25 protein-coding genes and 1 rRNA gene are annotated in these 25,006 nt (G+C 42.1%); 9 read left to right on the top strand and 17 right to left on the bottom strand.

The annotated features are described in order from the left end of the window. Both RL70_RS07700 and RL70_RS07695 read right to left on the bottom strand, forming a co-directional pair. Positions 1–95, bottom strand: a 16S ribosomal RNA gene (locus tag RL70_RS07700); the annotation flags it as partial. A 510-nt stretch (positions 96–605) separates the two neighbouring features. Then, the gene (locus RL70_RS07695) at positions 606–1,472 is read right to left on the bottom strand and encodes a nucleotidyltransferase-like protein (protein WP_039042827.1); all 867 of its coding nucleotides are present in this window, start codon (positions 1,470–1,472) and stop codon (positions 606–608) included. Positions 1,473–1,599: 127 nt separating this feature from the next. Between RL70_RS07695 and RL70_RS07690 the strand changes: the two genes are divergently transcribed. Continuing rightward, positions 1,600–1,956, top strand: coding sequence for a YgzB family protein (locus tag RL70_RS07690; RefSeq protein WP_039042826.1), 357 nt, complete (start codon positions 1,600–1,602; stop codon positions 1,954–1,956). A 47-nt stretch (positions 1,957–2,003) separates the two neighbouring features. Here RL70_RS07690 and perR read toward each other — a convergent pair whose 3' ends face one another. From perR to bcp, 3 genes are all read right to left on the bottom strand, one after another. Continuing rightward, positions 2,004–2,447 carry a peroxide-responsive transcriptional repressor PerR gene (perR, locus tag RL70_RS07685; RefSeq protein WP_025782768.1) on the bottom strand — a complete coding sequence of 148 codons (444 nt, stop codon included), beginning with the start codon at positions 2,445–2,447 and terminating at the stop codon, positions 2,004–2,006. A 111-nt stretch (positions 2,448–2,558) separates the two neighbouring features. After that, on the bottom strand, positions 2,559–3,503 hold the full coding sequence (locus RL70_RS07680) for a D-2-hydroxyacid dehydrogenase (RefSeq protein WP_039042825.1): 945 nt from the start codon (positions 3,501–3,503) through the stop codon (positions 2,559–2,561). Beyond that, complete coding sequence (bcp, locus tag RL70_RS07675) at positions 3,500–3,994, bottom strand: thioredoxin-dependent thiol peroxidase (RefSeq protein ID WP_039042824.1); 495 nt, start codon at positions 3,992–3,994, stop codon at positions 3,500–3,502. Before bcp ends, RL70_RS07680 begins: the two co-directional genes overlap by 4 nt. A gap of 127 nt (positions 3,995–4,121) precedes the next feature. Here bcp and RL70_RS07670 point away from each other — a divergent pair, with 127 nt between their 5' ends. Both RL70_RS07670 and RL70_RS07665 read left to right on the top strand, forming a co-directional pair. After that, on the top strand, positions 4,122–5,411 hold the full coding sequence (locus tag RL70_RS07670) for a glutamate-1-semialdehyde 2,1-aminomutase (RefSeq protein WP_039042823.1): 1,290 nt from the start codon (positions 4,122–4,124) through the stop codon (positions 5,409–5,411). A gap of 75 nt (positions 5,412–5,486) precedes the next feature. After that, positions 5,487–6,572, top strand: a complete 1,086-nt coding sequence (locus tag RL70_RS07665; RefSeq protein ID WP_039042822.1) for an aromatic acid exporter family protein — start codon at positions 5,487–5,489, stop codon at positions 6,570–6,572. Positions 6,573–6,604: 32 nt separating this feature from the next. On the opposite strand, the gene nikC is transcribed toward RL70_RS07665, so the two are convergent. From nikC to mutY, 9 genes are all read right to left on the bottom strand, one after another. Beyond that, positions 6,605–7,501 (bottom strand): nickel transporter permease, encoded by an 897-nt coding sequence (gene nikC, locus RL70_RS07660; RefSeq protein WP_039042821.1) that lies wholly within the window; start codon positions 7,499–7,501, stop codon positions 6,605–6,607. A 17-nt stretch (positions 7,502–7,518) separates the two neighbouring features. Then, the gene (locus RL70_RS07655) at positions 7,519–8,523 is read right to left on the bottom strand and encodes an ABC transporter permease (protein WP_039042820.1); all 1,005 of its coding nucleotides are present in this window, start codon (positions 8,521–8,523) and stop codon (positions 7,519–7,521) included. Between the two features lie 116 nt (positions 8,524–8,639). Then, positions 8,640–10,256, bottom strand: coding sequence for an ABC transporter substrate-binding protein (locus RL70_RS07650; RefSeq protein WP_039042819.1), 1,617 nt, complete (start codon positions 10,254–10,256; stop codon positions 8,640–8,642). Next, positions 10,253–11,278 (bottom strand): ABC transporter ATP-binding protein, encoded by a 1,026-nt coding sequence (locus RL70_RS07645; RefSeq protein WP_039042818.1) that lies wholly within the window; start codon positions 11,276–11,278, stop codon positions 10,253–10,255. Before RL70_RS07645 ends, RL70_RS07650 begins: the two co-directional genes overlap by 4 nt. Continuing rightward, positions 11,250–12,272, bottom strand: coding sequence for an ABC transporter ATP-binding protein (locus RL70_RS07640; protein WP_039042817.1), 1,023 nt, complete (start codon positions 12,270–12,272; stop codon positions 11,250–11,252). Before RL70_RS07640 ends, RL70_RS07645 begins: the two co-directional genes overlap by 29 nt. A 144-nt stretch (positions 12,273–12,416) precedes the next feature. Then, positions 12,417–14,162 carry an ABC transporter ATP-binding protein gene (locus RL70_RS07635; RefSeq protein WP_039042816.1) on the bottom strand — a complete coding sequence of 582 codons (1,746 nt, stop codon included), beginning with the start codon at positions 14,160–14,162 and terminating at the stop codon, positions 12,417–12,419. Between the two features lie 52 nt (positions 14,163–14,214). Then, complete coding sequence (locus tag RL70_RS07630) at positions 14,215–14,760, bottom strand: DUF402 domain-containing protein (protein ID WP_039042815.1); 546 nt, start codon at positions 14,758–14,760, stop codon at positions 14,215–14,217. A gap of 159 nt (positions 14,761–14,919) precedes the next feature. Beyond that, complete coding sequence (locus RL70_RS07625; protein ID WP_039042814.1) at positions 14,920–15,126, bottom strand: gamma-type small acid-soluble spore protein; 207 nt, start codon at positions 15,124–15,126, stop codon at positions 14,920–14,922. A 63-nt stretch (positions 15,127–15,189) separates the two neighbouring features. Continuing rightward, positions 15,190–16,239: an A/G-specific adenine glycosylase gene (mutY, locus tag RL70_RS07620; protein WP_039042813.1), complete on the bottom strand. Its 1,050-nt coding sequence runs from the start codon at positions 16,237–16,239 to the stop codon at positions 15,190–15,192. A 112-nt stretch (positions 16,240–16,351) separates the two neighbouring features. Here mutY and RL70_RS07615 point away from each other — a divergent pair, with 112 nt between their 5' ends. Next, positions 16,352–17,335, top strand: a complete 984-nt coding sequence (locus RL70_RS07615) for a metal-dependent hydrolase (protein WP_039042812.1) — start codon at positions 16,352–16,354, stop codon at positions 17,333–17,335. Between the two features lie 10 nt (positions 17,336–17,345). Here the strand turns inward: RL70_RS07615 and RL70_RS07610 are convergent, their stop codons facing one another. Together RL70_RS07610 and recX are read right to left on the bottom strand one after the other, a co-directional pair. Then, positions 17,346–17,678 carry a YfhH family protein gene (locus tag RL70_RS07610; RefSeq protein ID WP_039042811.1) on the bottom strand — a complete coding sequence of 111 codons (333 nt, stop codon included), beginning with the start codon at positions 17,676–17,678 and terminating at the stop codon, positions 17,346–17,348. Next, positions 17,668–18,480: a recombination regulator RecX gene (recX, locus tag RL70_RS07605; protein ID WP_197054095.1), complete on the bottom strand. Its 813-nt coding sequence runs from the start codon at positions 18,478–18,480 to the stop codon at positions 17,668–17,670. Before recX ends, RL70_RS07610 begins: the two co-directional genes overlap by 11 nt. An 88-nt stretch (positions 18,481–18,568) precedes the next feature. Between recX and RL70_RS07600 the strand changes: the two genes are divergently transcribed. Together RL70_RS07600 and RL70_RS07595 are read left to right on the top strand one after the other, a co-directional pair. Further along, entirely contained in the window at positions 18,569–19,468 is a 900-nt protein-coding gene (locus RL70_RS07600) for a TIGR01777 family oxidoreductase (protein ID WP_039042810.1), read from the top strand. A 56-nt stretch (positions 19,469–19,524) separates the two neighbouring features. Beyond that, entirely contained in the window at positions 19,525–20,331 is an 807-nt protein-coding gene (locus RL70_RS07595; RefSeq protein ID WP_197054094.1) for a polysaccharide deacetylase family protein, read from the top strand. Positions 20,332–20,408: 77 nt separating this feature from the next. Here RL70_RS07595 and RL70_RS07590 read toward each other — a convergent pair whose 3' ends face one another. Beyond that, complete coding sequence (locus RL70_RS07590; protein ID WP_039042809.1) at positions 20,409–21,584, bottom strand: MFS transporter; 1,176 nt, start codon at positions 21,582–21,584, stop codon at positions 20,409–20,411. A gap of 64 nt (positions 21,585–21,648) precedes the next feature. Between RL70_RS07590 and RL70_RS07585 the strand changes: the two genes are divergently transcribed. The 3 genes from RL70_RS07585 (at position 21,649) to RL70_RS07580 (ending at position 24,654) form a co-directional block, all read left to right on the top strand. Further along, positions 21,649–22,035, top strand: coding sequence for an OsmC family protein (locus RL70_RS07585; protein WP_039042808.1), 387 nt, complete (start codon positions 21,649–21,651; stop codon positions 22,033–22,035). A gap of 296 nt (positions 22,036–22,331) precedes the next feature. Beyond that, on the top strand, positions 22,332–22,496 hold the full coding sequence (locus RL70_RS18020; RefSeq protein ID WP_172643555.1) for an SE1561 family protein: 165 nt from the start codon (positions 22,332–22,334) through the stop codon (positions 22,494–22,496). A 253-nt stretch (positions 22,497–22,749) separates the two neighbouring features. After that, complete coding sequence (locus RL70_RS07580; RefSeq protein WP_039042807.1) at positions 22,750–24,654, top strand: heavy metal translocating P-type ATPase; 1,905 nt, start codon at positions 22,750–22,752, stop codon at positions 24,652–24,654. The last annotated feature ends 352 nt before the right edge of the window (positions 24,655–25,006 follow it).

Here is a 25,006-nt window from a genome sequence, read left to right as displayed (position 1 = left end):
ATCTCAAGGAGCAAGCTCCTATTGATTCGCTCGACTTGCATGTATTAGGCATGCCGCCAGCGTTCGTCCTGAGCCAGGATCAAACTCTCCATAAATCTGGTAGCTGATATGCAGCACATTGCGTCGTCAGCTTCAGTTGCTCATTCGGTCACGTACCTAAGTACGCTCCCTCATTCGCGCCTTCGCTTCCTAGCACTGCACTACATCTCAGCAACCAGTGAAAAATTGATTGCTCAATTCGTACTGGCATCATTTAAGATGTCTATCAGATCGATTAAGATCTGTTTGTGTTTGTTTCACCGGCAGAACCGGTTTCCCAAACGATAATTCGTTGACATTTTGCTGTTCAGTTTTCAAGGTTCATTTCGTCGTTCTCTCGAAGCGACTTGATTATCTTAACATGTCTGAGAAACTCAGTCAAGTTATTTTTGAAAAACTTTTTTCGTTCATCTCAGCGGATTTTGTAAGCTAGTTAGTTACCTCCGCGGCGACAAGATTTATAATAACATCGAATGCAATCGTACGTCAACACTTTTTCGAAAAAAGTTTCAAAACCGCTTAATGACGGGGTTGAGAGATAAAAAAACAGCCGTTGTGTACGGCTGTTAGTCGAGCACACTATACATTCGATGATAAAGAAACTCGTTTTTAGAGTCGATAGACATAACCTTAATAATGTTTTTCTCTATTAAGAATTCGATAAGCATTTCAAGATCCACTGAGTACATCCTCAGTTCGTCATGCTCATGAAGTTCCTGAATCGTCCACGTCTCTTTTTGCGACATGACTTCTAGTATATGATGCGCTCCATATTCCGTTCGATTATGAATAAAGAACTCACTCGCCAGGAACATTAGCTCCAAACGTTTTTCGATAGGCTCGTCACTCATAATAAGTTCTTCGTATAGCTTGTATATAGAAGGATCGATTTTCTTCACTTGAGACCAAACTGTTACCTCTGGAAGAATGCCTTTTTCAATTACTGACAATCTCGCTAAATGATGAAGCGATTGCACAGCATGATGATAGGCATCCATATAATGAAGCTGTTCAAAAAACGTCTTTCCTTCCATATAACGTCTAACCAGTTTTGCAAGCTCAATTCCCATCTTTAAATCTCTGCCGAAGAAAGGATGTTCTTGTAGTTCAGTTTTCAAGTCTTCTATATACTCATTACGATCGAAGAAGACTTTCCCGTAAAATAACCAATCGACAACTTTCCGTTTCGTTCCAAGTAGTAGCCATTTTTTAAGTTGATTTTCACTTATTATATGTAGCGCTGCCTTTTCATCTCCATCTGTATAGTGCTTTGTTTGAATCGGAATGGTATTCGATGAGGATATGATTAGCAGTATTTCATCAAATGTATCAGTCAGGGGGTCTCCTTCCCATCGTTTGCTAACGAGTAGCACACCGAGTGTGTCCGGAAAACTTGCCCTCTCTTGATAGATTGGTCTGAGTGTTTGTTCCATAGTAATTCCTCCCTAGATGATATATAAGTTCGCCAGACGTTCTACAAATCCTTCTTCAAGAGACTCCTATGTTGCTATACTAGAATATGTGCTATATTAAGGGAGCGAATCACAAGGAGGTAAAGCAATGAAACCTTATAAAAATAAAATCAATCGCATACGGTCATTTGCTCTTTCACTCATCTTTATCGGAGTGATTGTTATGTATATCGGTCTGTTCTTCAGAAAATACGAAATCATTATGTTGCTTTTCATGGTTCTTGGTGTGTTAGCTATACTGGCAAGTGTTGTTGTCTATGCTTGGATTGGGACACTTTCAACCCGAGCCATACAGATTATCTGTCCGAATTGCGGTAAGGAAACAAAGATGCTAGGACGCGTAGACATGTGTGGCCACTGTAGAGAGCCATTAACAATGGATCCTACACTTGAAGGAAAAGACTTTGATGAACTCTATAATAAACCAAACAAACGAAAAAGCTAAAACAAAAAACACTTGCTTCTCTTCATTGAAGAGAGAAGCAAGTGTTTTTAGTTAGCATTAGAAGCTTGTTTTTCACATGTAGGACATACTCCATAAACTTCTAAGCGGTGAGAGTTCACTTTAAAACCAGTCACATGGGAAGCCAATCGTTCCACTTCTTCTAGCCCTGGATGATGAAAATCGACAATACTTCCACATTCATCACAAATGATGTGGTAATGATCATGTGTTACAAAATCGAATCTGCTTGAAGCGTCTCCATACGTCAATTCCTTAACAAGACCGGAATTTCTGAAGACACGCAGATTATTGTAGACTGTCGCAACACTCATATTAGGAAAATCACTCTCGAGTGCTTTGTAAATTTCATCCGCCGTTGGATGGCATTCAGAAGAAATGAGGAATTCTAAAATGGCATGTCGTTGCGGAGTTATCCGAACACCACTTTCCTTTAACGTGACCAGCGCATCTTTTAGCATCGCACCAGACATAACGAACACCTCTATTCCATAAGGATTACTTCTTTATAATCATTATAATTAGTTTACTGAATTCGATGTCTGGTGTCAACCATTCTGGGCTACCAAGCATTATATCTGGCTTTAATAACCTCTGTCTGTCTCAATTACATTTTTAAATTCTCCATTCTCAGAGACCCAAATTTGAAGATTCTCTTTAAAAATCTCAAGAGCACGCTCCACATACTTGGCTGATAACGCGGAAACGTGTGGTGACACGGTACAATTCCCCATCTCCCATAACGGACTATCTACCGGTAACGGTTCCTGTTCGAATACATCAAGCACCGCATGAGCGATTTCACCTTGTTGAAGTGCTTTAATGATTACTTGCTCTTTCACCAAGTCTCCCCGACCAAAGTTCATAAATACCGAAGTTTTTTTCATTTGCTGGAAATGTGAACTGTCCAAAATCCAGCGCGTCTCTTGCGTACTAGGCAAGACGGAGATGATATAGTCCGCTTCAGGTAGGCATTCATTAATATGTGAGAACGAAATATCCTCGTCCATTCCGTCATGACTATTACCTGATCGGCTACAGCCAATCGTGTATACACCAAACGCCTGAAGCAACCGACCGATTTCTCCACCAATTGCTCCCGGGCCAAGAATAAGTGCCCTAGATCCACGCAGTTCACTAGATTTCATCTTTTCCCATACTTTTTGTTTCTGCTGTTCTTGGATTAATGGAAGTGCCCGATTGAGCGAAAGAATATGTGCAAGAACTGACTCCGCCATCGGTGTCTTGTGGATACCACTCACATTCGTTAGAAGAATTCCCCGCTCCCCTAATTCTTCAAGCGGCATTTTATCAACACCAGCGGACGCCACCATGACCCATTTCAATTCCGTCAGCTGATTCAGAACTTCTTCAGTCAAATCACTTCCGTATGTTACGAGAATTGTAACTCCCTTGCCACCGGCACCATCGATGGAATCTGAAAAGTCGAAGTGAATTTGCGGGAACTGCTTGCTCAAGCTTTGACGAAACTGTTCTTTAATAGGAAATGTTACTAATGCAATCGTCATTGCGAATCATCATTCCCTTCATTAGATACCTGCAACAAGGTTTGATAAACGGCATCGATATGACCGTCCACTTTAACCTTGCGCCATTCTTTAATAACAGTACCTGTTGGATCGATAAGGAATGTAGAACGCTCGACTCCCATATATTCTTTTCCAAATGACTTTTTCAATTTCCAAACTCCATACAGCTCGGAAACTGTCTGCTCCGTATCTGCTAAGAGCGAAAATGGAAGTCCGTGTTTTTCGATAAATTTTGTATGGGAAGCTTCACCATCAGGACTCACGCCTAAAATGACTGCATCACGTGCACTAAACTCGGAATGGCTCTCTTTAAACGTTTGCGCTTCCAACGTACAACCCGGTGTTGCATCTTTAGGATAAAAGTAAAGAATCACATACTTCTTTCCTGCATAATCGGAAAGTGTAACTGGATTACCGTTTTCATTTTGCAAAGTAAAATCAGGTGCATGCAAACCTTCAAGTGTCGACATTTCTCATTCCCCCTATCAGATTCTTTCCTATTATAGTATCGGACTACTCCGTCTTTTTCAATTCCTTTGGTGTTTCGCTCATTATTAGGTAAAATAGAGAAGAAGTGATTTGAACGGAGGAATAAAAATGGAACGATCTAATTCAGAAACAATCTATGCAGAAGCGTGCGAACATATTGTTGGTGGGGTCAACAGCCCATCTCGAGGCTATAAAGCAGTAGGCGGAGGAGCACCAACTGTTATGGAACGTGCAGAAGGACCTTATTTCTGGGACGTTGATGGAAATAAGTATATTGACTACTTAGGTGCCTATGGACCGATCATTACTGGGCATGCCCATCCACATATAACAGCAGCAGTCACAAAAGCAGCTGAAAATGGCCTACTCTACGGAACACCAACTAAACATGAAGTGAAATTTGCAAAAATGATCAAAGAAGCAATCCCAGGTTTGGATAAAGTTCGATTCGTCAATTCAGGAACTGAAGCAGTAATGACAACTATCCGAGTTTCAAGAGCTTATACAGGTCGTACAAAAATCATGAAATTCGCAGGCTGCTACCACGGCCACTCTGACTTAGTCCTAGTTGCGGCTGGTTCAGGACCTGCAACACTCGGAACTCCAGACTCTGCAGGGGTACCTAAAACGATTGCAGAAGAAGTAATCACAATTCCATTCAATGATCCGGAAAGCTTTAAAAGCGCTATGGATAAATGGGGCGATGAAATCGCTTGTATCTTAGTGGAACCAATCGTAGGGAACTTCGGAATCGTTGAACCTCAAGAAGGTTTCCTTCCCCTCGTCCACGAGATTGCAAAAGAAAAAGGCGCACTCATCGTATACGATGAAGTCATCACTGCATTCCGTTTCCATTATGGATCAGCAGCTGAGCTGCTTGGACTAGAGCCAGATTTAATGGCGCTTGGAAAGATTATCGGTGGAGGTTTGCCAATCGGCGCTTACGGCGGTAAATCAGAAATCATGAATACCGTTGCACCACTCGGACCTGCATATCAGGCAGGAACTATGGCAGGTAATCCGGCGTCAATGTTGTCAGGTATCGCATGTCTGGAAGTTCTTCAAACTCCAGGTCTTTACACAGAATTGGATCGCCTTGGGGCAATGTTGGAAGAAGGAATTCTCCAATCTGCAAAGAAACACCATGTTCCGATTACTATCAACCGTAAATGTGGAGCCTTAACTGTTTTCTTTACAGAAGAGACAATCGTAAATTACGATCAAGCAGAGGCAACAGATGGCGAACGATTCGGCAAATTCTTCAAACTCTTGTTGAAGAATGGCGTCAACTTAGCTCCTTCTAAATACGAAGCTTGGTTCATTACGTCTGCTCATACAGAAAAAGATATTCAAGATACATTAATTGCTGTAGATATGGCGTTTGCTGAATTACTTTAATAGAGGATTGTTGACCCACGCCGGAATTTATTGTAAAGTAGCGCAAAAGAGACCGTTAAAGAGAGGAATACATTCATGAAACTTGGTGCCCGAAGTTTGAAAACGGGTATTGCGATTGTCTTCGCCTTGTTCGTTGCACAATTGCTCAACTTGCCCAGTCCTGTGTTTGCAGGGATTGCTGCGATATTCGCGATACAGCCGACCATTTACAGGTCATATTTACAAGTTATTGAACGAATTCAAGGTAACTTGATCGGTGCCACTATCGGGGTTGTCTTCATTCTAATCTTCGGACATCAGCTGGTCATCATCGGACTTGCAGCTGTGATTGTTATATTAGTCATGCTTAAACTAGGTCTGGAAAAATCGATTGGCCTTGCACTCGTCACCACGGTTGCTGTCATGGAAATCCAGGGAGATGACTATCTCTTACTCGCGTCACTTCGAGTTTTAACGATTCTAATCGGAGTCCTAGCAGCATTTTTAGTAAATCTCATATTCATGCCGCCAAAGTACGAAGTAAAGCTATTCCAATCAATTCACCAAGTTCAAGACGAAATCATTCGTTGGATCCGGCTGACCGGTCGACAAGCATCTGACTTTATCGCAACCAAAAACGTAATTGTAAACTCAAGAGAACAACTGACGAATATCGATCAGCTATACTCGTTGTATAAAGAAGAACGGTACTATTTGAAGAAGAACCAATATGCAAAAGCACGTAAGCTCGTTATTTATCGTCAAATGATTGTTGCTTCGAACGCAAGTTTACAAGTTCTGAAAAAACTTCATTTGTACGAAAGTGAGCTGGCAGTATTACCTGACCACTTTAAGATGATGGTGCAAGAACGTTTGGATGCCATCCTTACGTATCATGAGCAACTGCACCTGAAATTTGTCGGTAAGTTAAAATCAGATCAGTTAAGTACTGGACTTCATGATGAGTATATCCAGCGACACGAAGTAATGGAAATCTTTGTGAAAGAGATTGTTCTTACTAAAGAAGAAGATGAAGAGTTCTCCACTTACTACTTACTTCACATACTCTCATCTATTCTTAACTATGAAGAACAACTCGAGCATTTGGATAGTCTTGTTGTTACGTATCAGCGCAGATATGACAGTGAAGCGAATACTAAATTTGAAGATGAAATCTATTAAAAAACCTAGAGGCTACGTGAGCCTCTAGGTTTTTAGCTTTTCATTTTCGGATCGAGTGCATCTCGCAATCCGTCTCCCATTAAGTTAAATCCCAAAACCGTCAACATAATGGCAAGTCCAGGGAAAATCATCGTCCATGGAGCAGACTGTAAGTAATCCTTAGAATCCGCTAGCATCTTCCCCCACTCTGGTTGAGGGGCTTGAGCTCCTAAACCAAGGAAGCCAAGAGCAGCCGCTTCAAGAATTGCTGTCGCAATAGCAAGGGTTCCTTGTACAATAACTGGTGCCATCGAATTCGGTAAAATGTGTGAAAACAAAATCCGAGCATCCTTCATCCCAATCGCTTTCGCAGACGTGATGTACTCATCTTCCTTAATACTGAGCACTTTCGAACGGATCAGCCTACCGAAGTTCGGTACGTTGATGGTCGCGATAGCAATGAGTGCATTTTGTAAACTTGGTCCGAGTACAGCAACAATCGCGATGGCGAGCAAGATGGACGGAAACGCAAGCATGATGTCGAAGATACGAGAAATGATGACATCCACCCAACGTCCATAATATCCTGCAATAATTCCTAGAATACTCCCCACCACTACGGAACCGATTACGGAGAAGAATCCGACGGCTAACGAAATACGAGCTCCATGGATAATTCTTGAAAGGATATCCCGTCCGAAATCATCCGTCCCAAACCAATACTCAGCAGAAGGGGGATGGAGCCGGTCCGCCATATTCTGATCGTTAATGCCTTGAGGAGTGATCCACGGTGCCAAAATGGCAAGAATAACAAAAAGTAAGACGACTGCCATTCCCACCACTGCCACTTTACTCTTTCTAAAGCCAAGCCAGGCATCGCGCCATGGTCCGGACTCTTTCTCAATTTGCGCTTCTGCAATCCCATCTATCTTTGGTGTCAGTTCAGACATGGTACCAACCTCCTTCCTCAGTCATATTTTATCCTCGGATCGATCACACCATAGAGTAAGTCAACGATGAGGTTGATCATCACGAAGAAGAATGCGACGATCAGAATGCCGGACTGGATGACGGGGTAATCTCTATAATTAATGGCGTCATAGATATAGCGTCCGATTCCTGGCCAAGCAAAAATCGTTTCTGTAAGAATAGCGCCACCAAGAAGCATCCCCATTTGTAGTCCTACAATCGTCAAAACTGGAATAATTGCATTTTTCAAAGCGTGCTTATAGACAACCCAAAACATCTTCTGCCCCTTCGCACGTGCTGTCCGGATATAATCTGAACGCATTACTTCGAGCATACTGGATCGCGTCATTCGTGCAATGATCGCCATCGGAATCGTTGCAAGTGCGAGCCCTGGGAGGATTAAATGCTTAAACACTTCCCATACCTGATCGAATCTACCATTCAACATGGCATCTATCATATACAAATTCGTTATTGCTGAAACAGGATCCCGAACTTGCTCACGTCCCGTTGTCGGTAGCCATTGAAGTTCGATGGCAAATGCCCATTGTCCGAGTAGACCAAGCCAGAAGATAGGCATCGATACACCGACAAGAGCTAAAATCATTGCCGTATAGTCGAACCACGAATTTTGGAACCAAGCTGATATGATTCCTGCGTTGATGCCAATAACAACTGCGATAATCATCGCAAATAAGGCAAGTTCAAGTGTCGCTGCAAGATACGGCCAGATTTCATCTGCAACTGGCAGTCTTGTTCTCATCGATTCTCCTAAGTCCCCAGTGAATAGACCTTTTAGATAACTGAAAAATTGAATGTACCACGGCTGATCGAGACCTAATTTCGCATTGAGTGCAGCAACCGCCTCAGGTGTTGCTTGTTGACCTAATATGACTTGAGCTGGATTTCCAGGAATCGCACGGATCATCATAAAGACAACAAACGTCATTCCTAACAGCACGGGGATAAGTTGAAATAGTCTTTTTCCTATGTAACTGAGCATTCGGTTCACCTCTCATCGCTCTTTTTTCCTTTAGCGCAGAACAGTCCTTTTTAAAACATGAAAGGGGGATATGGCTTAGCGCCTTCCCCCTTCACACATTCATGTGGAACACAGGATTACTTAAAATCTACATTTGAAAGCAAGTCAGATCCTGTTGGATGTGGTACAAATCCAGTGAGATCTGCTGCTCCACCAAGTAGTGGAGTCGAGTGAGCAAGTGGTACCCATGGAGCTTCTTCATGAAGGATTTCTTGTGCTTTCATGTAAAGCTCATTACGCTTATCTTCATCAACTTCAGTTTGAGCTTCAAGGAACAATTTGTGAGTTTCATCATTTTTGTAATACGTGTAGTTGTTGCTTGCGATATTGTCTTCATCCAATAGAACGTATAGGAAGTTATCAGCGTCGCCGTTATCTCCTGTCCATCCAAGCATGAAGGCATCCGCTTCACCTTTACTTGCTTTGTCTAGATATGTTGCCCACTCATAAGAAACGATTTTTGCTTTGATGCCTACATCCGCCAAGTTGCTCTGGATTACTTCTGCAACCTTCGTGCCATCAGGCATATATGGACGTGGAACCGGCATTGCCCATAGTTCCATTTCAAATCCATCTTCAAGTCCGGCTGCTTTCAATAATTCTTTTGCCTTTTCAGGAGCATATGCATATTCTTCAATTTCGTCATTGTACCCAGAGATCGATGAAGGCATTGGGTTTTTCGCAATTTCTGCACGACCTTCAAAGAACGAATCAATGATTGTTTGCTTATCGATTGCATAGTTCATCGCCTGACGTACTTCCTTCTTGTCGAACGGAGGGCGTGTTACTGTTAACCCTAGGTAGCCAACGTTCATAGAAGGACGCTCGAACAACTGAAGTTTAGAATCTCCTTCGATTTTCGCACCATCCGCAGGGTTGATGCCATCAGCCAAATCGATTTCACCTGCTGTCAATGCGTTCAAACGTGCTGCGTTATCCGGAATTGAACGGAATACGACTTTATCAAGCTTAGGAAGTCCTTCTTGCCAGTAATCCGCGTTCTTTTCAATCGTAATTGAATCGTTCGCTTTCCATTCTACAAACTTGAATGGACCTGTTCCTACTGGATTACGCTCGTATTCGTCGTCCCCTTTTGCAAATGCTTCAGGACTTGAAATCGCAAACATGCTCATTGCTATGTTTTTCAAGAATGGTGCTTGTGGACGCTTAAGTGTGATAGCGACTGTGTTTTCGTCTTCAGCCGTAACAGATTCGATCACAGCAGCTTCGTCTCCGTCAAACCCACCGAACATTGAACTATAGTATGGAAACTTTTCAGCGTCTCCTGATGCCCAACGTGCGAAGTTCGCTACAACTGCATCTGCGTTAAAGTCTGTTCCATCGTGGAACTTAACGCCTTCTTCTAACTTGAATGTATACGTCAATCCGTCTTCAGATGTGCTCCACTCTTTTGCAAGACCCGGTTGAACCGTAGTATCTTGCTCACCGAAGTTCACAAGTGTTTCGAATAGATTGACAGTAACTTTAAATGTTTCTCCTTCAGTAACACGTGACGGATCGAGAGAAGTTGAATCCCCTCCGCGTCCGAATACTAACGTCTTTTCCTTCCCGCTAGCCTTCTCACCATCTTTTTCTGCGCCCTGTTCTTTGTCGTCACTTCCACAAGCAGCAAGTGCCGTTGAAAGAACGAGAAGCATGACAAGCGCAAGTGACCATAATTTCCCTTTTCTCATAAGGACCCCTCCATCTCTTTTTCTTTCATTTCTATGTCATTGCCGGCTTGTTCACTATAGAGGTGACAAGCGACAGATTGACCATTCTCATGTTCCATCAATTGGGGTGAGACTTTCGTACAAATATCCATTTTAAATGGACAGCGTGTATGGAACGTACATCCTGATGGCGGGTTTGCTGGGCTCGGAATGTCACCATCGATCATCACTTGCTCTTTCACATAGTCGGGATCTGGGACAGGTACGGCTGAAAGTAACGCTTTTGTATATGGATGAAGTGGTGTTGCATACAGCTGTTCACTTGGAGCAAGTTCCACCATCTTCCCTAAATACATCACCCCAACTCGATCGCTAATGTGACGGACTACACCAAGGTCGTGGGCGATGAAAATGTAGGTCAAGTCAAACTCTTTTTGAAGATCTTGCATTAAATTCAACACCTGTGCTTGAATCGACACATCAAGCGCAGATACAGGTTCATCCGCAATGATCAGTTTCGGATTGGTCATCAGTGCACGCGCAATACCGATACGTTGTCGTTGACCACCACTAAATTGGTGAGGATAACGCTTTGCATGAAAAGCACTTAGACCGACAATTTCTAAGAACTTAATAACAGATTTTTTCCGTTCCTTCGCATCTGAAATGCCATGTACGAGAAGTGGTTCTTCAAGAATCTTTCCAATTGTATGCCGTGGATTCAGTGAAGCATACGGATCTTGGAACACCATTTGAATATCCCGTCGCATCTTTCTCATTTCAGACGATGACAAAGAAGTCAATTCTTTCCCATCGAACTCAACGGTTCCTTCAGTCGGTTCCAATAGTCTCATGAGAACCCGACCCGTTGTCGATTTTCCACAACCACTTTCCCCAACTATCCCAAGCGTTTCGCCTTTATTTACATAGAACGATATGTCATCTACTGCTTTTACATGTCCTACCGTTCTTCCTAACAGCCCCTTCTTAATAGGGAAATACTTTTTAAGACCTTCAACTTTCAACAAAGGCTTTTGGTCCATCTTGCGTCACTCCTTCCTCACTATATAAGAAGCATCTCGTCTGATGACCCGTTTCTGTTTGAATCAGTGCAGGATCTTCTGCTAAACACCGGTCAAATGCAAATTCACATCGAGCCGCGAACTTACAGCCTTTTTTAATGGTACCCGGCTTTGGTACGTTACCTGGAATCGAGTAGAGTCGATCTTTTTTATAACGCATATCCGGTACCGATTGAATAAGTCCTTTTGTGTAAGGATGTTGAGGATCTTCGAATATCTTTTTGACTGAAGCCTCTTCAATTACCTGACCCGCATACATGACAATGACTCGTTCGCAGGTTTCAGCTACGACGCCTAAGTCATGAGTGATCAGCATAATCGCTGTGTCGAGTCGGGTGTTCAGTTCTTTCATCAACTTCAAGATCTGAGCTTGAATCGTTACGTCCAGCGCGGTAGTCGGCTCATCTGCAATGAGGACCTTCGGATCACAAACGAGTGCCATTGCGATCATTACTCGCTGTCGCATTCCACCTGATAACTGATGAGGATATTCGTCAATCAGTTCATCAGCACGAGGCAAACCGACTAGCTTCAACATTTCAACCGCTCGGGCACGAGCACGCTTTTTGGACCATTTCTTTTCGTGAATCAAAATCGCTTCAGACATCTGGTTTCCAATTGTGAAAAGAGGATTCAACGAAGTCATCGGTTCTTGGAAAATCATCGCGATGTCATTCCCGCGTATGTATCGCATTTCTCTCTCGCTTTTCTTCAGCAAGTCATTACCCTGAAATAGTATTTCGCCACCCGTAATTTTCCCCGGGGGTTTTGGCACTAGACCCATCACTGATAGCGAGGTCACGCTTTTCCCACAACCTGATTCCCCCACTATCCCGAGCACTTCCCCTTCTCTCACAAAGAAATCGACGTGGTCGACTGCCGGGATTGCTCCTGAGTCAGTAAAAAAAGTGGTCTGCAAGTCTTTAACTTCTAAGACCTTTTTTCGTTCGCTCATGGTACCGCCCTCTCCCAATACTATTTTTCTAAAAATAACTTCTATTCAGTATTATACGTTTTTTAATATGTAAATCAAGACAATTTTCAATACAATCAAAAAAAGCAGACAATTAAGAGTTACCCTCTAATTGTCTGCTTGTGTTTATATTGTTTGAACTTGAAACAAATCATAGTAGATTCCTTGCTGTTCGATGAGCTGGGCATGTGTACCTAGTTCTTTCAACTCACCATGGTCAATGACTAAAATTTTGTCTGCATGCGTAATCGTAGATAATCTATGCGCAACAATCACGGTCGTCCGGTCGTGAGCAAGTCGACTCAACGATTCTTGAATTAAAGCCTCACTTTCCAGGTCTAGCGCTGAAGTGGCTTCATCCAATATGAGCATCGGTGGGTTTTTCAAAAACACACGCGCGATCGAAAGACGCTGTTTTTGCCCCCCTGAGAGTTTAACGCCCCGTTCGCCCACTTTCGTATCGTACCCATCTGGCAACTCCATAATGAAGTCGTGTGCATTTGCAGCTTTTGCAGCGGACACGATCTCTTCTTCAGACGCATCCGGTTTACCCATCAGGATATTGCTGCGTACGGAGTCACTGAACAGGATACTATCTTGTAACACCATACCAATTTGGTCCCGCAACGTTTTCGTTTGGATATCCCGTATGTCATGTCCGTCAATTCGGATTGCACCACCGGTTACATCATAAAAACGTGGAATCAGACTGACAATGGTAGACTTTCCGCCACCGCTCATACCAACGAGTGCAACAGTTTCTCCTGGTTTTACAGTGAAATTCATATCTTTCAGGACGGGAAATCCTTCTTTCTCGTAGGCGAATTCCACATGATCGAAACTAATTTCACCTTGAATTGCTGGCAATGCTCGTGCATCTTTTTTATCCGTCACTTCATAAGGTTCTTCCATCAATTCAAATACACGGTCCATTGACGCAAACGACTGTGTCAAAGAAGTTGACGCGTTGACGAGTCTGCGTAATGGACTGTATAGACGTTCAATGTATGCAATAAATGCAACCATCGTTCCGACAGACAGTGAACCATTGATAACTTGATATCCCGCATATGTAATGACCAACAACGGGGCGACGTCTGTAATGGTGTTAACTACGGCAAATGCCTTCGCATTCCATTTTGTATGTTCAATTGCTTTGTCGAGAAACTTCCCATTTGTCTCATCAAAACGATCCTGTTCAATTTCCTCCAGTGAAAAACTTTTAATGACACTTACCCCTGCGACCCGTTCATGCAAATAGCTTTGGACGTTAGCAAGTGCCTGCGAACGTTCGCCCGTAAGCTTGCGCAGTTTACCGAAGAAGTGTTTCACGCTGAACGCATAAAATGGGAATGCAAGTAACGTTACGAGTGTTAATGGCACGTCCATCGTGAGCATAATCGCAATAGCAATCAGAATTGTCGCCAAGTCCAACCAAACGTTCATTAACCCAATCATGACGAAGTTTTTCGTTTGTTCAACGTCATTGATAATCCTAGAGATCACTTCACCTGCACGCGTTTCCGCATAAAAACGCATGCTTAATTTTTGCAAATGTCCATACAGATTTTGACGGATATCATACAGGATTTTGTTACTCACTAACTGTGCGTAATATTGGCGGTAATATTCAACCGGTGGTCGTATAATGAAAAACACAAGCGCCGTTCCGCCAAGCCAATAGAAAAGTTGTGTAGTTTTTTCATCTGCTGTCATCGTTTGTGAACCAATGACGTCATCGATTACAATTTTAATGAGAAAAGGGATAAATAGTGGAATTGCAAACTTGATGATTCCGATGATAACAGTTAATACAATCTGCCAGGTGTATGGTTTTACGAATTTCAAATAACGCTTAGTACTTTCTCCCATTGTACATCTCCTATCTAAAAAAGCCTGCTGCAGATATCGCAGCTCGGCTTATTCACACTTCACTTTTCATATTTTTGTAAAAATCATAACGAGAAGTCCAGACATCTATGAAATCCGGAGCAAAAGGACCTTTACGTTGTTTGATCCAACTTAGAAGTGTTTCAAGATTCCGCCTTAAAATTTTATCAATCACTTCCGGATACCCCATTTGTTTTTTATGATCTGCGTACTCATCTTCATCCAAAATGAGATAGCTCATATCAGGAAAAACTTTGACATCCAAATCGTAATCGATATATTTAATGGAATTATTGTCAAAGACAAATGGCGAGCTGATGTTTACATAATAGTACACACCGTCTTCCCGAAGCATACAAATGATGTTGAACCAGCGTTCTGCATGGAAATAACAAATCGAGGGTTCACGCGTGATCCACGTTCTACCATCGGATTCTGTTACAAGCGTTCGATCGTTCGCACCGATGATAATGTTTCGCGTCCCTTTCAGGACCATAGTTTCTTGCCAAACTCTGTGGATATGGCCATCGTGTTTATAACTATGTACTTGTACTGTTTCCCCTTCTTTTGGAATATCCATCTTTAAAACCACCTTTTCGTGACCGGGAAGTATACCGCTCCATTCTTATCACAACATTATACCAACCGTTCCTGAAAATAGAAAATGTTTACCCCTGTTGGTCATAAGAAAAACCGGCAAGGAGTTTATTGCTCCCGCCGGCCGGTGGTGTCCATCCAATTATTTTGTCTGGTCTCCGTAACTGTTTGCACGTTGCCCTGAAGCTTGACGTTTTTTCGCTTCAGCTTTTTGGTTTTGTTGTTTCACGTGCTGTACATCTGTTTCGGCTCCAAACTCTTCGTTCATGAGCGGATTGTTTTGTTGGTTTTGTTGGTTTTGTTGCTGTTGCTGTTTGTTTTTCTGATTCCGCTGGTTGTTTGTTGTCATGGATATTCACCTCCGTAACAACTAGCATATCCAGCCCCATAGAAATTATCCTACTTACAAAAATTATTTATTCAGTTGCTCAAGCAACTTGCTCATCGGTTTCGATTGAGGGATCATTTCCAATTCTTCTTCAGTGAAAAAACGGTAACCCTCGGGAATGGGGGATTGGTCGTGCAGCGTTGCATGATATCCCTCAACATTCCATGTAACGTGGGAGAAAATATGCTTGAAATGAGCGTACACCTCACCTTGCTCGATAAGAAGTCCTGTATCGTTCTTCAGCGCATCTATAGAATCCATTGTAGGAATGTATTCAATTTGAGGAAACTCCCAAAAGTCTCCTAGAAGTCCGTCCGTCTGTCTCTTTCTTAATAACCACTTACCACCTGGTTCAGAAATTGCAAAGGAATGAATCGTCAAGACTTTCTTTTTCAATTTTTTCGTTTTAATTGGTAGTTGTTCTTGCTTCCCTTCTTCAAAGGCAGAACAAAAATCTCTGACTGGACATAATAAGCAACGTGGTTTCGGCGTACAAATTGTTGCGCCAAGTTCCATAATCGCCTGATTGAAAGATGATGGGTCTGTTTCATCTATTATTTCCATCACTCGTTGTTCAAACACCTTTTTCGATTTAGGTATGGCGATATCTTCTTCAATCAGAAAAAGTCTTGAAAATACACGCATTACATTTCCATCAACTGCGTGTTCTGGAACCCCATACGCTATGCTTAAAACAGCCCCTGCAGTGTATGGACCAATTCCTCTCAAATTCAAAATTCCAGCTCTGTTTTGCGGAATTTTACTATCATAATTTTCCACGACTTCTTTGACGCCAGCTTGTAAATTTCGGACACGCGAATAGTACCCTAATCCTTCCCAATGTTTAAGGACATGCTCTTCTTCAGCTTCCGCTAGAGATTCCATTGTAGGAAATGATGCAATGAACCGTTCATAATATGGAATGACGGTGTCGACTCGCGTCTGCTGTAACATCACTTCTGAAACCCATATATAGTAGGGATTGGACGTTCTTCTCCAAGGTAGATCCCTTTTTTCTTGATGGTACCAAGATAGAAGAGCCTCGTTAAACTCTTCTTTTTGTGAAATTTTCATGGGCAAGCTCCTTATTACATCTAATACTTTTAGGTTATTCAAATTTGGGTATATAATTAAGAGAACTGTTGAATTCATTTCAGCGGAAACGCCAAAGTAAAGGAGTGATGGAGTGGACACGGGAACACATATTGCAATGGGTATCGCCATTAGTGGGCTTGCAATGGCAGACCCAATCGTTGCCTCACACTCAGCAACAATGGGTCCTGTTTTTGCAGGCATAGTGCTTGGTTCGCTTGCACCAGATTTAGACACCGTTTTAAAACTGCGTAATAATGCTGTTTATATACGGAATCATAGAGGAATTACACACTCCATTCCGGCTGTTCTATTATGGCCAATCGTTATTTCAATTATGTTATCGTTTTTTGTGCCAGAAGCTAATTTCATTCACTTATGGGCTTGGACATTTCTCGCTGTATTCATCCATGTATTTGTTGATATCTTTAATTCCTACGGTACTCAAGCACTTCGACCTTTTTCACAAAAATGGGTCGCGTTAAGTGTCATTAATACGTTCGACCCGATTATTTTCGCCTTACACGCTATCGCAATTGCAGCTTGGGTAATTGGAGCCCCACCTGTTCCAACAATGAGTATATTGTATGGTGTAGTCTTCATCTATTATTTATTGCGATTTGCAGTACATGCTGCTGTAAAGCGGGCAGTATTCAATACAATTCCGGATGCAACGGACATTTACATTGCTCCGACTATGCGATTCTTCCAATGGCGGATTGCTGCATCAACCAAAACTGATCATTATGTCGGGCGTGCATACGGTCGTTCAGTAAATATATACGACCGATTTGAGCGTAAACCATTGCCTGACTCACTGTATGTACAAGCTGCGATGACAGATCGAAATATAGCAGCATTCGTATCATTTTCACCTATTTATCGTTGGGAAATCTCGCAAGTTGATGTATTAACTGAAGTTCGCTTAATCGACTTGCGTTACCGAAGTAAGACGTTCTATCCCTTTGTCGCAGTTGCACATGTTGACGAAGACTTCAACGTTGTTAACTCTTATACAGGGTGGATCTTCTCGGAAGATAAATTGCGAAAGAAATTGAATTTCCTAGAAGAGTCTTAACGTCTGTAGATTATTTCCCCGACTTGACGGATGTGAGCATGGCGAGCGGAAGCGCTTCTTCAGCTTGCTCACCGCCCATGCGATATCCCCAAGCAAAACGGCCTTTTAAGTAATCAACTTTAAAGAAGTATCCTTCGTCTCCTTGGATTTTATAAATTTCTCCAGGTACGATTGTAGCGGAATCGATTAAGTATGATTGAGCCATTAACGCTTTACGCTGATAAACTGCGTATTCGTTCAATATCCCTAGTTGTTCAGCTTTTCTTGCTTTCTCCATAAGGCGCGCGATTTCAGTTCTCAACTCTTGTTCAGTCATTTGGCTATACTTTTTTTCATTCTGCATCTTCTTCAAGCTCCTTTTTTTCAATGAAAGCATCGATTCGATCAAACGGAATACCTTTTTGGTACATTGCTTGTTTCACCCGTCTTTTTCGGTCATACCCCTTATACTTTATGCTGACCCGGCGCCATGCTTTTTCACCAGTGGTTTCTGTTATCGCAGCCCATTCGTCTTCATCAGGTTCAAATTCAACAGCATTAAGTGCTTCTTTAATGATGTCAAACGAGTAGCCTTTTCGCAGAAGGGCATTTTGAATCCGTTGTTTCAGCTGAGCTGGTGCAATGGATGAATGTTTACGTGCAGCTTTTTCTGCTAATTTTGTGGCAGTTGTTAACTGTTCTTGTGGGTCGTATTCTTCCAATACGGCATCCTGAATTGATGGATCAATTCCCTTTTCCTTCATTTCCTGTTTGATAGCATTCGGTCCCTTCCCAGATGTGTTTTTTTGTGTATGGAGAAGTGCTTCAGAAAAAGCCTGATCATCGAGAAAGCCTAACCGTTTCAATTTAACAATAGCTTCTCTAATAACAGCTTCACCAAACTCTGCTTGCAATAGCTTTTGTTTCACTTCGTATTCACTTCTCATTCGAAAACCTAGGAAATGTAGTGCTCGATTAAAAGCACGCTGAATTTCTTCTTCATAGACGAGATTTTCTTTATCCCAGTTATCGAGTTGCATCCCTTTTGTTAACCCAAACTTGACGAGATTCGATTCATGCACACTAAACTCATAAACTTCATCCAAAAATATATTGTATCGTTCTTTGTCCCGTTTTTGTTGTGTGATTTTTGTGATTACAGGCACGTCTATCACCCCCCGCTACTAATAGTATACCTGTTCTTATTAGGTCGGTCAGCTGATTCGTTTATCATTATTGAAAGGAGTTTATTTCATGAACATATTAGTTACTGGAGGGACTGGATTCATCGGTTCCAAACTTATCGATTTACTTAAATTGAAAGGTCATACTCTAACAGTCTTATCAAGAAGTGAGTCAAAAAAAGAAAATGGAGTTCACTTTATCCAATGGCTACATAAAAATTCAAAACCTGAACAAGAACTAACACCTCCAGATGCGATCGTAAACTTAGCAGGTGTTTCCATCAATGATGGCAGCTGGTCTGAAGAACACCAAAAGGAAATCTATGAGAGTCGTATGGAAGCAACAGATGAACTGCTCCGTATTTTAGAGACCCAAAATTGGAAACCTTCCGTGTTCGTAAACGCCAGCGCTGTGGGTATTTACCCTACTTCTGAGACCCATGTGTACACAGAAAACTCACCGGAAATCGCTCATGATTTCCTCGGAAAAACCGTGCATGATTGGGAACAAAAAGCCTCTAAGATGAAGCAATACGGAACACGTGTCGTCTATACACGATTCGGTACCGTATTCGGTAAAGGCGGCGGTGCCCTGCCTCTCATTTCACTCCCTTACAAATTGTTTGCAGGCGGCCCGATCGGATCAGGGCAACAGTGGATATCATGGGTTCATATTGAAGATGTGACGAGAGCAATTTACTATGCAATTACCGTTCCTTCACTAGAAGGTCCTGTTAACGTAACGGCACCAGCACCAGTACGAATGTCCGATTTAGGAAAAGCAATCGGGGCTGTCATGCATCGGCCTCATTGGCTACCAGTTCCGAGTATCGCAATGAAACTCGCATTAGGGAAAAAAAGCAAATTAGTCTTGGAAGGACAACATGTGTTGCCTGAAAAACTTATTGAAAGCGAGTTTACTTTCAAGTATCCTGCGATTCTTCCTGCACTTGAAAACATTCTTATGTAGACAATGTATAGAACCCTCTCTTCGACACACGCTATGAAAAAAGGAGTGTGCTCGAAATGATGGAACAACATGGACCTGGTATCTTAATGGCAGCATTTGTGATAGTCGTCGGTCTCGCTTTCAACCCGTTTTCAGCTCATGCAGATGAATTTCACTGGGGATTTAAGAAAGCAATGAATGGTGAACCTCCTAATGCTGGATCAGCGCTTGAGTCGATGTTAAATGAGTACGGCGCGATATATAAAGGCAAACCTGATGAAAAGGTTGTCTACTTAACGTTTGATAACGGCTATGAAAATGGAGAAACGGAAAGTATTTTGGATACGCTAGAAAAAGAACAAGCACCCGCGACTTTTTTTCTAACTGGTCATTATTTGAAAAGCGCAGCACCACTTGTAAAACGAATGGTTAAAGACGGGCATGGAATAGGAAACCACTCCTATGATCATCCTAATATGGCGAAGCTTAGCCCCGAAAAGATGGAAGACGAGTGGAAGCGATTTGACAAATTGCTTGAGGAGACGACTGGTATTAAACGTACGGTTTACGCAAGACCGCCCGAAGGTATTTTTAACGAACAAGTGCTAGCTGTCGGAAATTCACTTGGCTATCGTCATATTTTTTGGTCAGTTGCCTTTATAGACTGGTATGCAGACAAGCCAAAAGGTCGCGATTTCGCCTACAACGAACTGATGAATCAGCTCCACCCTGGCGCTGTGATCCTCATGCACACCGTTTCTTCTGATAACTCTCAAGCACTGCCAGACTTTATAAGAGATGCTAAGAAACAAGGTTATACGTTTGGATCACTGGACGACCTTGTCATGGAGTATGAAGATATTCAATTAGGAAGCGTTCAGTGAGCGCTTCCATATAAAAACAGAGACTTTTTCTTAAGCCTCTGTTTTTTGTTGCTTGTAACCATGAGTATGTTTCAAGTTCATAAAATTTCTTGCTTCACTCGTTTTTTCCCTGCTAATGTTAATAAAAACAATGTCCCCATTAACAAGCCAAACAAGTATAAATAGTGGTGCTGTGAAACCTCTAGCACGTACCCTCCAAGTATAGGTCCAGTTAAACTGCCGAAACTGAAGAATATTCCACACAGTAAGTTCCCGGTTGGTAATAGGTGCTTCGGTGTAAGATCAGACATGTACGCAACGCCAAGGGAAAAGAGCGAGCCAGAAAATATGCCCCCAACAAAAAACATAATCATTATTGCGATTGCGGAGGTACTCAGGAATGCTGCACCTGTGAACGCCAACATGCCGCCCCCTAATCCGATGAGTAGGACTGGACGGCGCCCTATTTTGTCGGACAATATGCCAAGAGGAACTTGAGAAATGATTCCTCCGAACGCAAAAGCAGGAATAATGATTGAGACCATACTTAAAGAGAGCCCATTACGCAATGCATATACTGGAAATATTGCGTTTAAAGATGACTCTAAAAAACCGTATGCAAAGGGTCCAAGTAGCGCAATCCAGGCAACAATCACTGTTGCTTTCACACGCTTTCCAAAATGACCTGCAGATGCGGAACTCGCCATCACTTCTGGTAAGTCATTCTTTAACGTGAAAACGAGCCCCCAAGCACACAATGTAAGTAGTGCGGATACAATGAAGGGTAAGCCTTCATATATAGAAACAAGTGGCACAAACATAGGACCAATCGCAAATCCAACACCTACTGATAATCCATAAATAGAAATACTTCTTCCCAGATTTTCTGGTGGAACTGTACTCGTTATCCATGTTTGAGTTGCAAAGTGCAACGCATGATCACCAATTCCTATAAATAAACGGAGCATAAACCAAAAGATTACACTTTTCCATAATGGGAATGAGAGCAACGAAATGATTACGATCAAACCGCCTGATATAATGACAGGCTTATATCCGAATTTACGTAGTGGTGCCTCCATGAATGGGGAAACCAAAAGTGTTCCTATGTATAGACCTGTCGCATTTAACCCGTTTAAAGTTCCTGAAATACCGTCTTGCTCAAAAATTGCAGATATTAGCGGGAGCAACATCCCTTGTGAAAAACCAGAAATAGAAACGATAATGACGAGCACCCAAAAACGATGCTGTTGTCGACTTCTTGTGATTGCCATTCGTTAAACACCCCTTATTCAGCAAAAACCTATATAATGATAGCATATAAAGGAGGGAATATTAATGAAATTCCAAATGACAGATCACGGTTTCGAAACTGAAACAGAATTCGGCAAGCTTGAAATCTCTTCAAATGAGGAAAAAGGATTTCGTCCCTATCAGTTAATGATTTCTTCCATCGCTGCGTGTACAGGTGGAGTGATGCGCAAAATCTTAGAGAAGAAAAGAATGCCTGCCCAATCGATTGACATCGAAGTGAAAGAAGTAATTCGATCACAGGATGATGCTAGTCGCCTTGAAAAAATCCACTTCCATATTAAAGTGAAGGCAGATGGTCTGACTGATGAGAAGATGCCAAAAATTCTCGAGCTAACAGATAAGAACTGTTCAATGTACCAATCAGTCGCGAATTGCATAGATGTAAGAAAAACATATGAACTGGTGAACTGATTTTTTGAACATTAAAAGACCCGGCCTCTTGTTATCCAAAGAGAGCCGGGCTTTATGTTATAAGTAATTTGATCATAGATTTACTGCGAATTCGCCAATAGAATTTCCGTTTCCAGACGTCTTCGAATCCCCTCCTTCTGTTATCAGAACTTGTTCAGCTGCCCTCCTTTTTTTGATTATAAGTATCATAACACATTAACGATTAATTGTGAATAGTTAAAATTGATTTTCTTTTCAACTAATTGTACTGACCAACTATTTCCGTTAAAATAGGTGTATAGAAAGAGGTGTTCCTTATGCAAAACTCACCATCTAACCAAGTTGATGATCTAAAAGTTCGACTCAATCAGTTTTTGGAAACGCTCGATACAATTGAGCCCGAAACAGCTGACCTTGAAGAAATCGATCGTCTCATTAGTCTCGTTGACGATTTAGAAGTCCGTATGGGCAAGATGAAATAACATTTTTGAATCGATAACTAGATCTGTAGCAGAGGTTTTCAGTGCCTCTGCTTTTTTATATGCAAAAATTCATCATTTCCTAAAAACGAAACACACTGTAACACTTTTTTCTCAACTATGCTATACTACTATTAATAGTAATTATAAAGTAGTAACAGATATCATTTAAGTCGGATTTCCCTTATGGAATCCGACTTTCCTACTTTCAAAAGGTAAATGAAAGTGAAATTCATTCTCAATTAGGAGGGGTATTATGACAACGCATGCAAATACAGAGCTTCAAAAGTCAGTGGATTGGAAAGAACATATTGAACTAGGTTTGGCTATTCTTTCAGGAATACTCATTTTGGCAGCTTGGTTAAGCGGGAAAAATGGAGCTGAACTTTTTTCGATAGGACTATATGTAACTGCCTTTTTGATCGGCGGTTATGCCAAAGCAAAAGAAGGAATCGAAGAAACAATAAAAAACAAAGAACTCAACGTAGAAATGTTAATGGTACTCGCAGCGGTTGGTTCTGCAATCATTGGTTATTGGGCTGAAGGCGCTATTCTAATTTTCATCTTTGCGTTGAGTGGTGCTCTTGAAACGTATACGTTGAATAAAAGCCATAAAGAAATATCTTCACTCATGGAATTACAACCTGAAGAAGCTTGGCTCATCCAGGAAGATGGTACTGAAGTGAGTGTGCCAACGTCTTCCCTAGCAGTTGGTGCTAGATTGCTCGTTAAGCCCGGTGAACGAATTCCTGTAGATGGTGTTGTGCAAAAAGGTAGTACATCTGTCGATATGTCAGCTATAAACGGTGAATCAGTTCCTGCAGATAAGCGACTCGGTGATGAATTATTTGCAGGTACAGTAAATATTAGTGGCGTTATCGAAATGGAATTAACAAAACCAAGTAGTGAATCGTTGTTCCAAAAGATTATTACAATGGTGCAAAATGCACAAAGTGAAAAATCTCCTTCCCAGCAATTTATCGAACGGTTCGAAGGGAGTTACGTCAAAGTTGTTCTTGTAACAGTTGCACTTATGCTGTTCTTGCCGCACTTCATATTTGGTTGGGATTGGACAACAACTTTCTATCGAGCTATCGTTCTTCTCGTCGTCGCATCTCCCTGTGCGCTCGTCGCTTCGATTATGCCTGCGACACTCGCAGCTGTCTCTAATGGTGCGAAACGCGGTGTCTTATTTAAAGGCGGCGTTCACCTCGAGCATTTAAGCTCACTACGAGCTATTGTGTTTGACAAAACAGGGACGCTAACGACAGGTAAACCCGTTGTAACGGATTTCATCGTACGTGAAGGTACTTCTGTTGAAGACGCGCTGTCACTTTTAGCAGGTATCGAGTCTCGCTCGAATCATCCTCTAGCGACAGCAGTTACAGCATACGCACTCACTAAAGATATCCCGATGCGACGCGACTTTGACATTGAAGAAGTTCCAGGCAATGGCTTGCGAGCGTTTCCACCTGAAGGAGAAGTAATCGTTGGAAGCCCACGGTTTGTTGGAATTGAAGAAGCTAAAACATTTCAAAGTGGATCCGCTTTCGCTCTAGCTGATGAAGGTAAGACAGTTCTATTCATTAAAGATCAGAAAGGCATTCTAGCAGCGGCTGCGCTACAAGACGTTCTCCGCCCAGAGGCGATAGAAGCTATTCAAGAACTCAAAAAAGCTGGATTGAAAACCATTATGTTGACAGGAGACAACGAAAAAACCGCAAAAGCTATTGCTACCCAAGCCGGCATTGATTCTTACACTGCGGAATGTCTTCCAGATATGAAAGTTCAGAAAGTCAAAGAATTGATGGGCCAATATGGTGCTGTTGGAATGGTTGGGGACGGCATTAATGATGCACCTGCACTCGCTACAGCAACAAGTGGTATTTCGATGGGTGAAGGAACAGACGTCGCATTGGAAACAGCAGATGTCGTTCTTATGAAGAATGACTTAACTAAACTCCTTTACACGATCAAACTTTCGAGAAAAATGCAGCGTATTGTAAAGCAGAATATATTCTTCTCTATTCTCGTCATCGCAATGCTCATCATTTCTAACTTCATGCAAGTCGTGGATTTGCCACTTGGTGTACTCGGTCATGAAGGAAGTACGATTCTTGTCATTCTAAACGGATTACGAATGCTCAATACAACAAAGTAAAAGCAATGCTACGGCTTATACCGTGGCATTGCTTCAGACTGTAGACAAACTCCATAAATCACTGGGTTTGCCTATAGTCTTTTTCTTTTACAATAGGATTAATTATGAAAAGTTGATTTTCACTGCGAGCGGACGCTTTCCAAGGGGCTTGCTCTCAGCCAATCGAACAACGAAGAGTTCGATTTGCCGTATTTTAGCGCACTTTGCTGAAATTAAGGCAGCACTCATCTCCCTCGCTTTGCTCAGTCCAGGGTCTTCGAGCTTCGCTTATCCCTCCGGAGTCGCCGCTCTCCGCTACAATCAACAGTATCTCCCAACTATCAAATGAGGTAATTGAAATGATGATGAAGAA

The organism is Sporosarcina sp. ZBG7A (assembly GCF_000813425.1).
Taxonomy (GTDB): Bacteria; Bacillota; Bacilli; order Bacillales_A; family Planococcaceae; genus Sporosarcina.
This window is presented reverse-complemented; position numbering and strand designations above follow the sequence as displayed.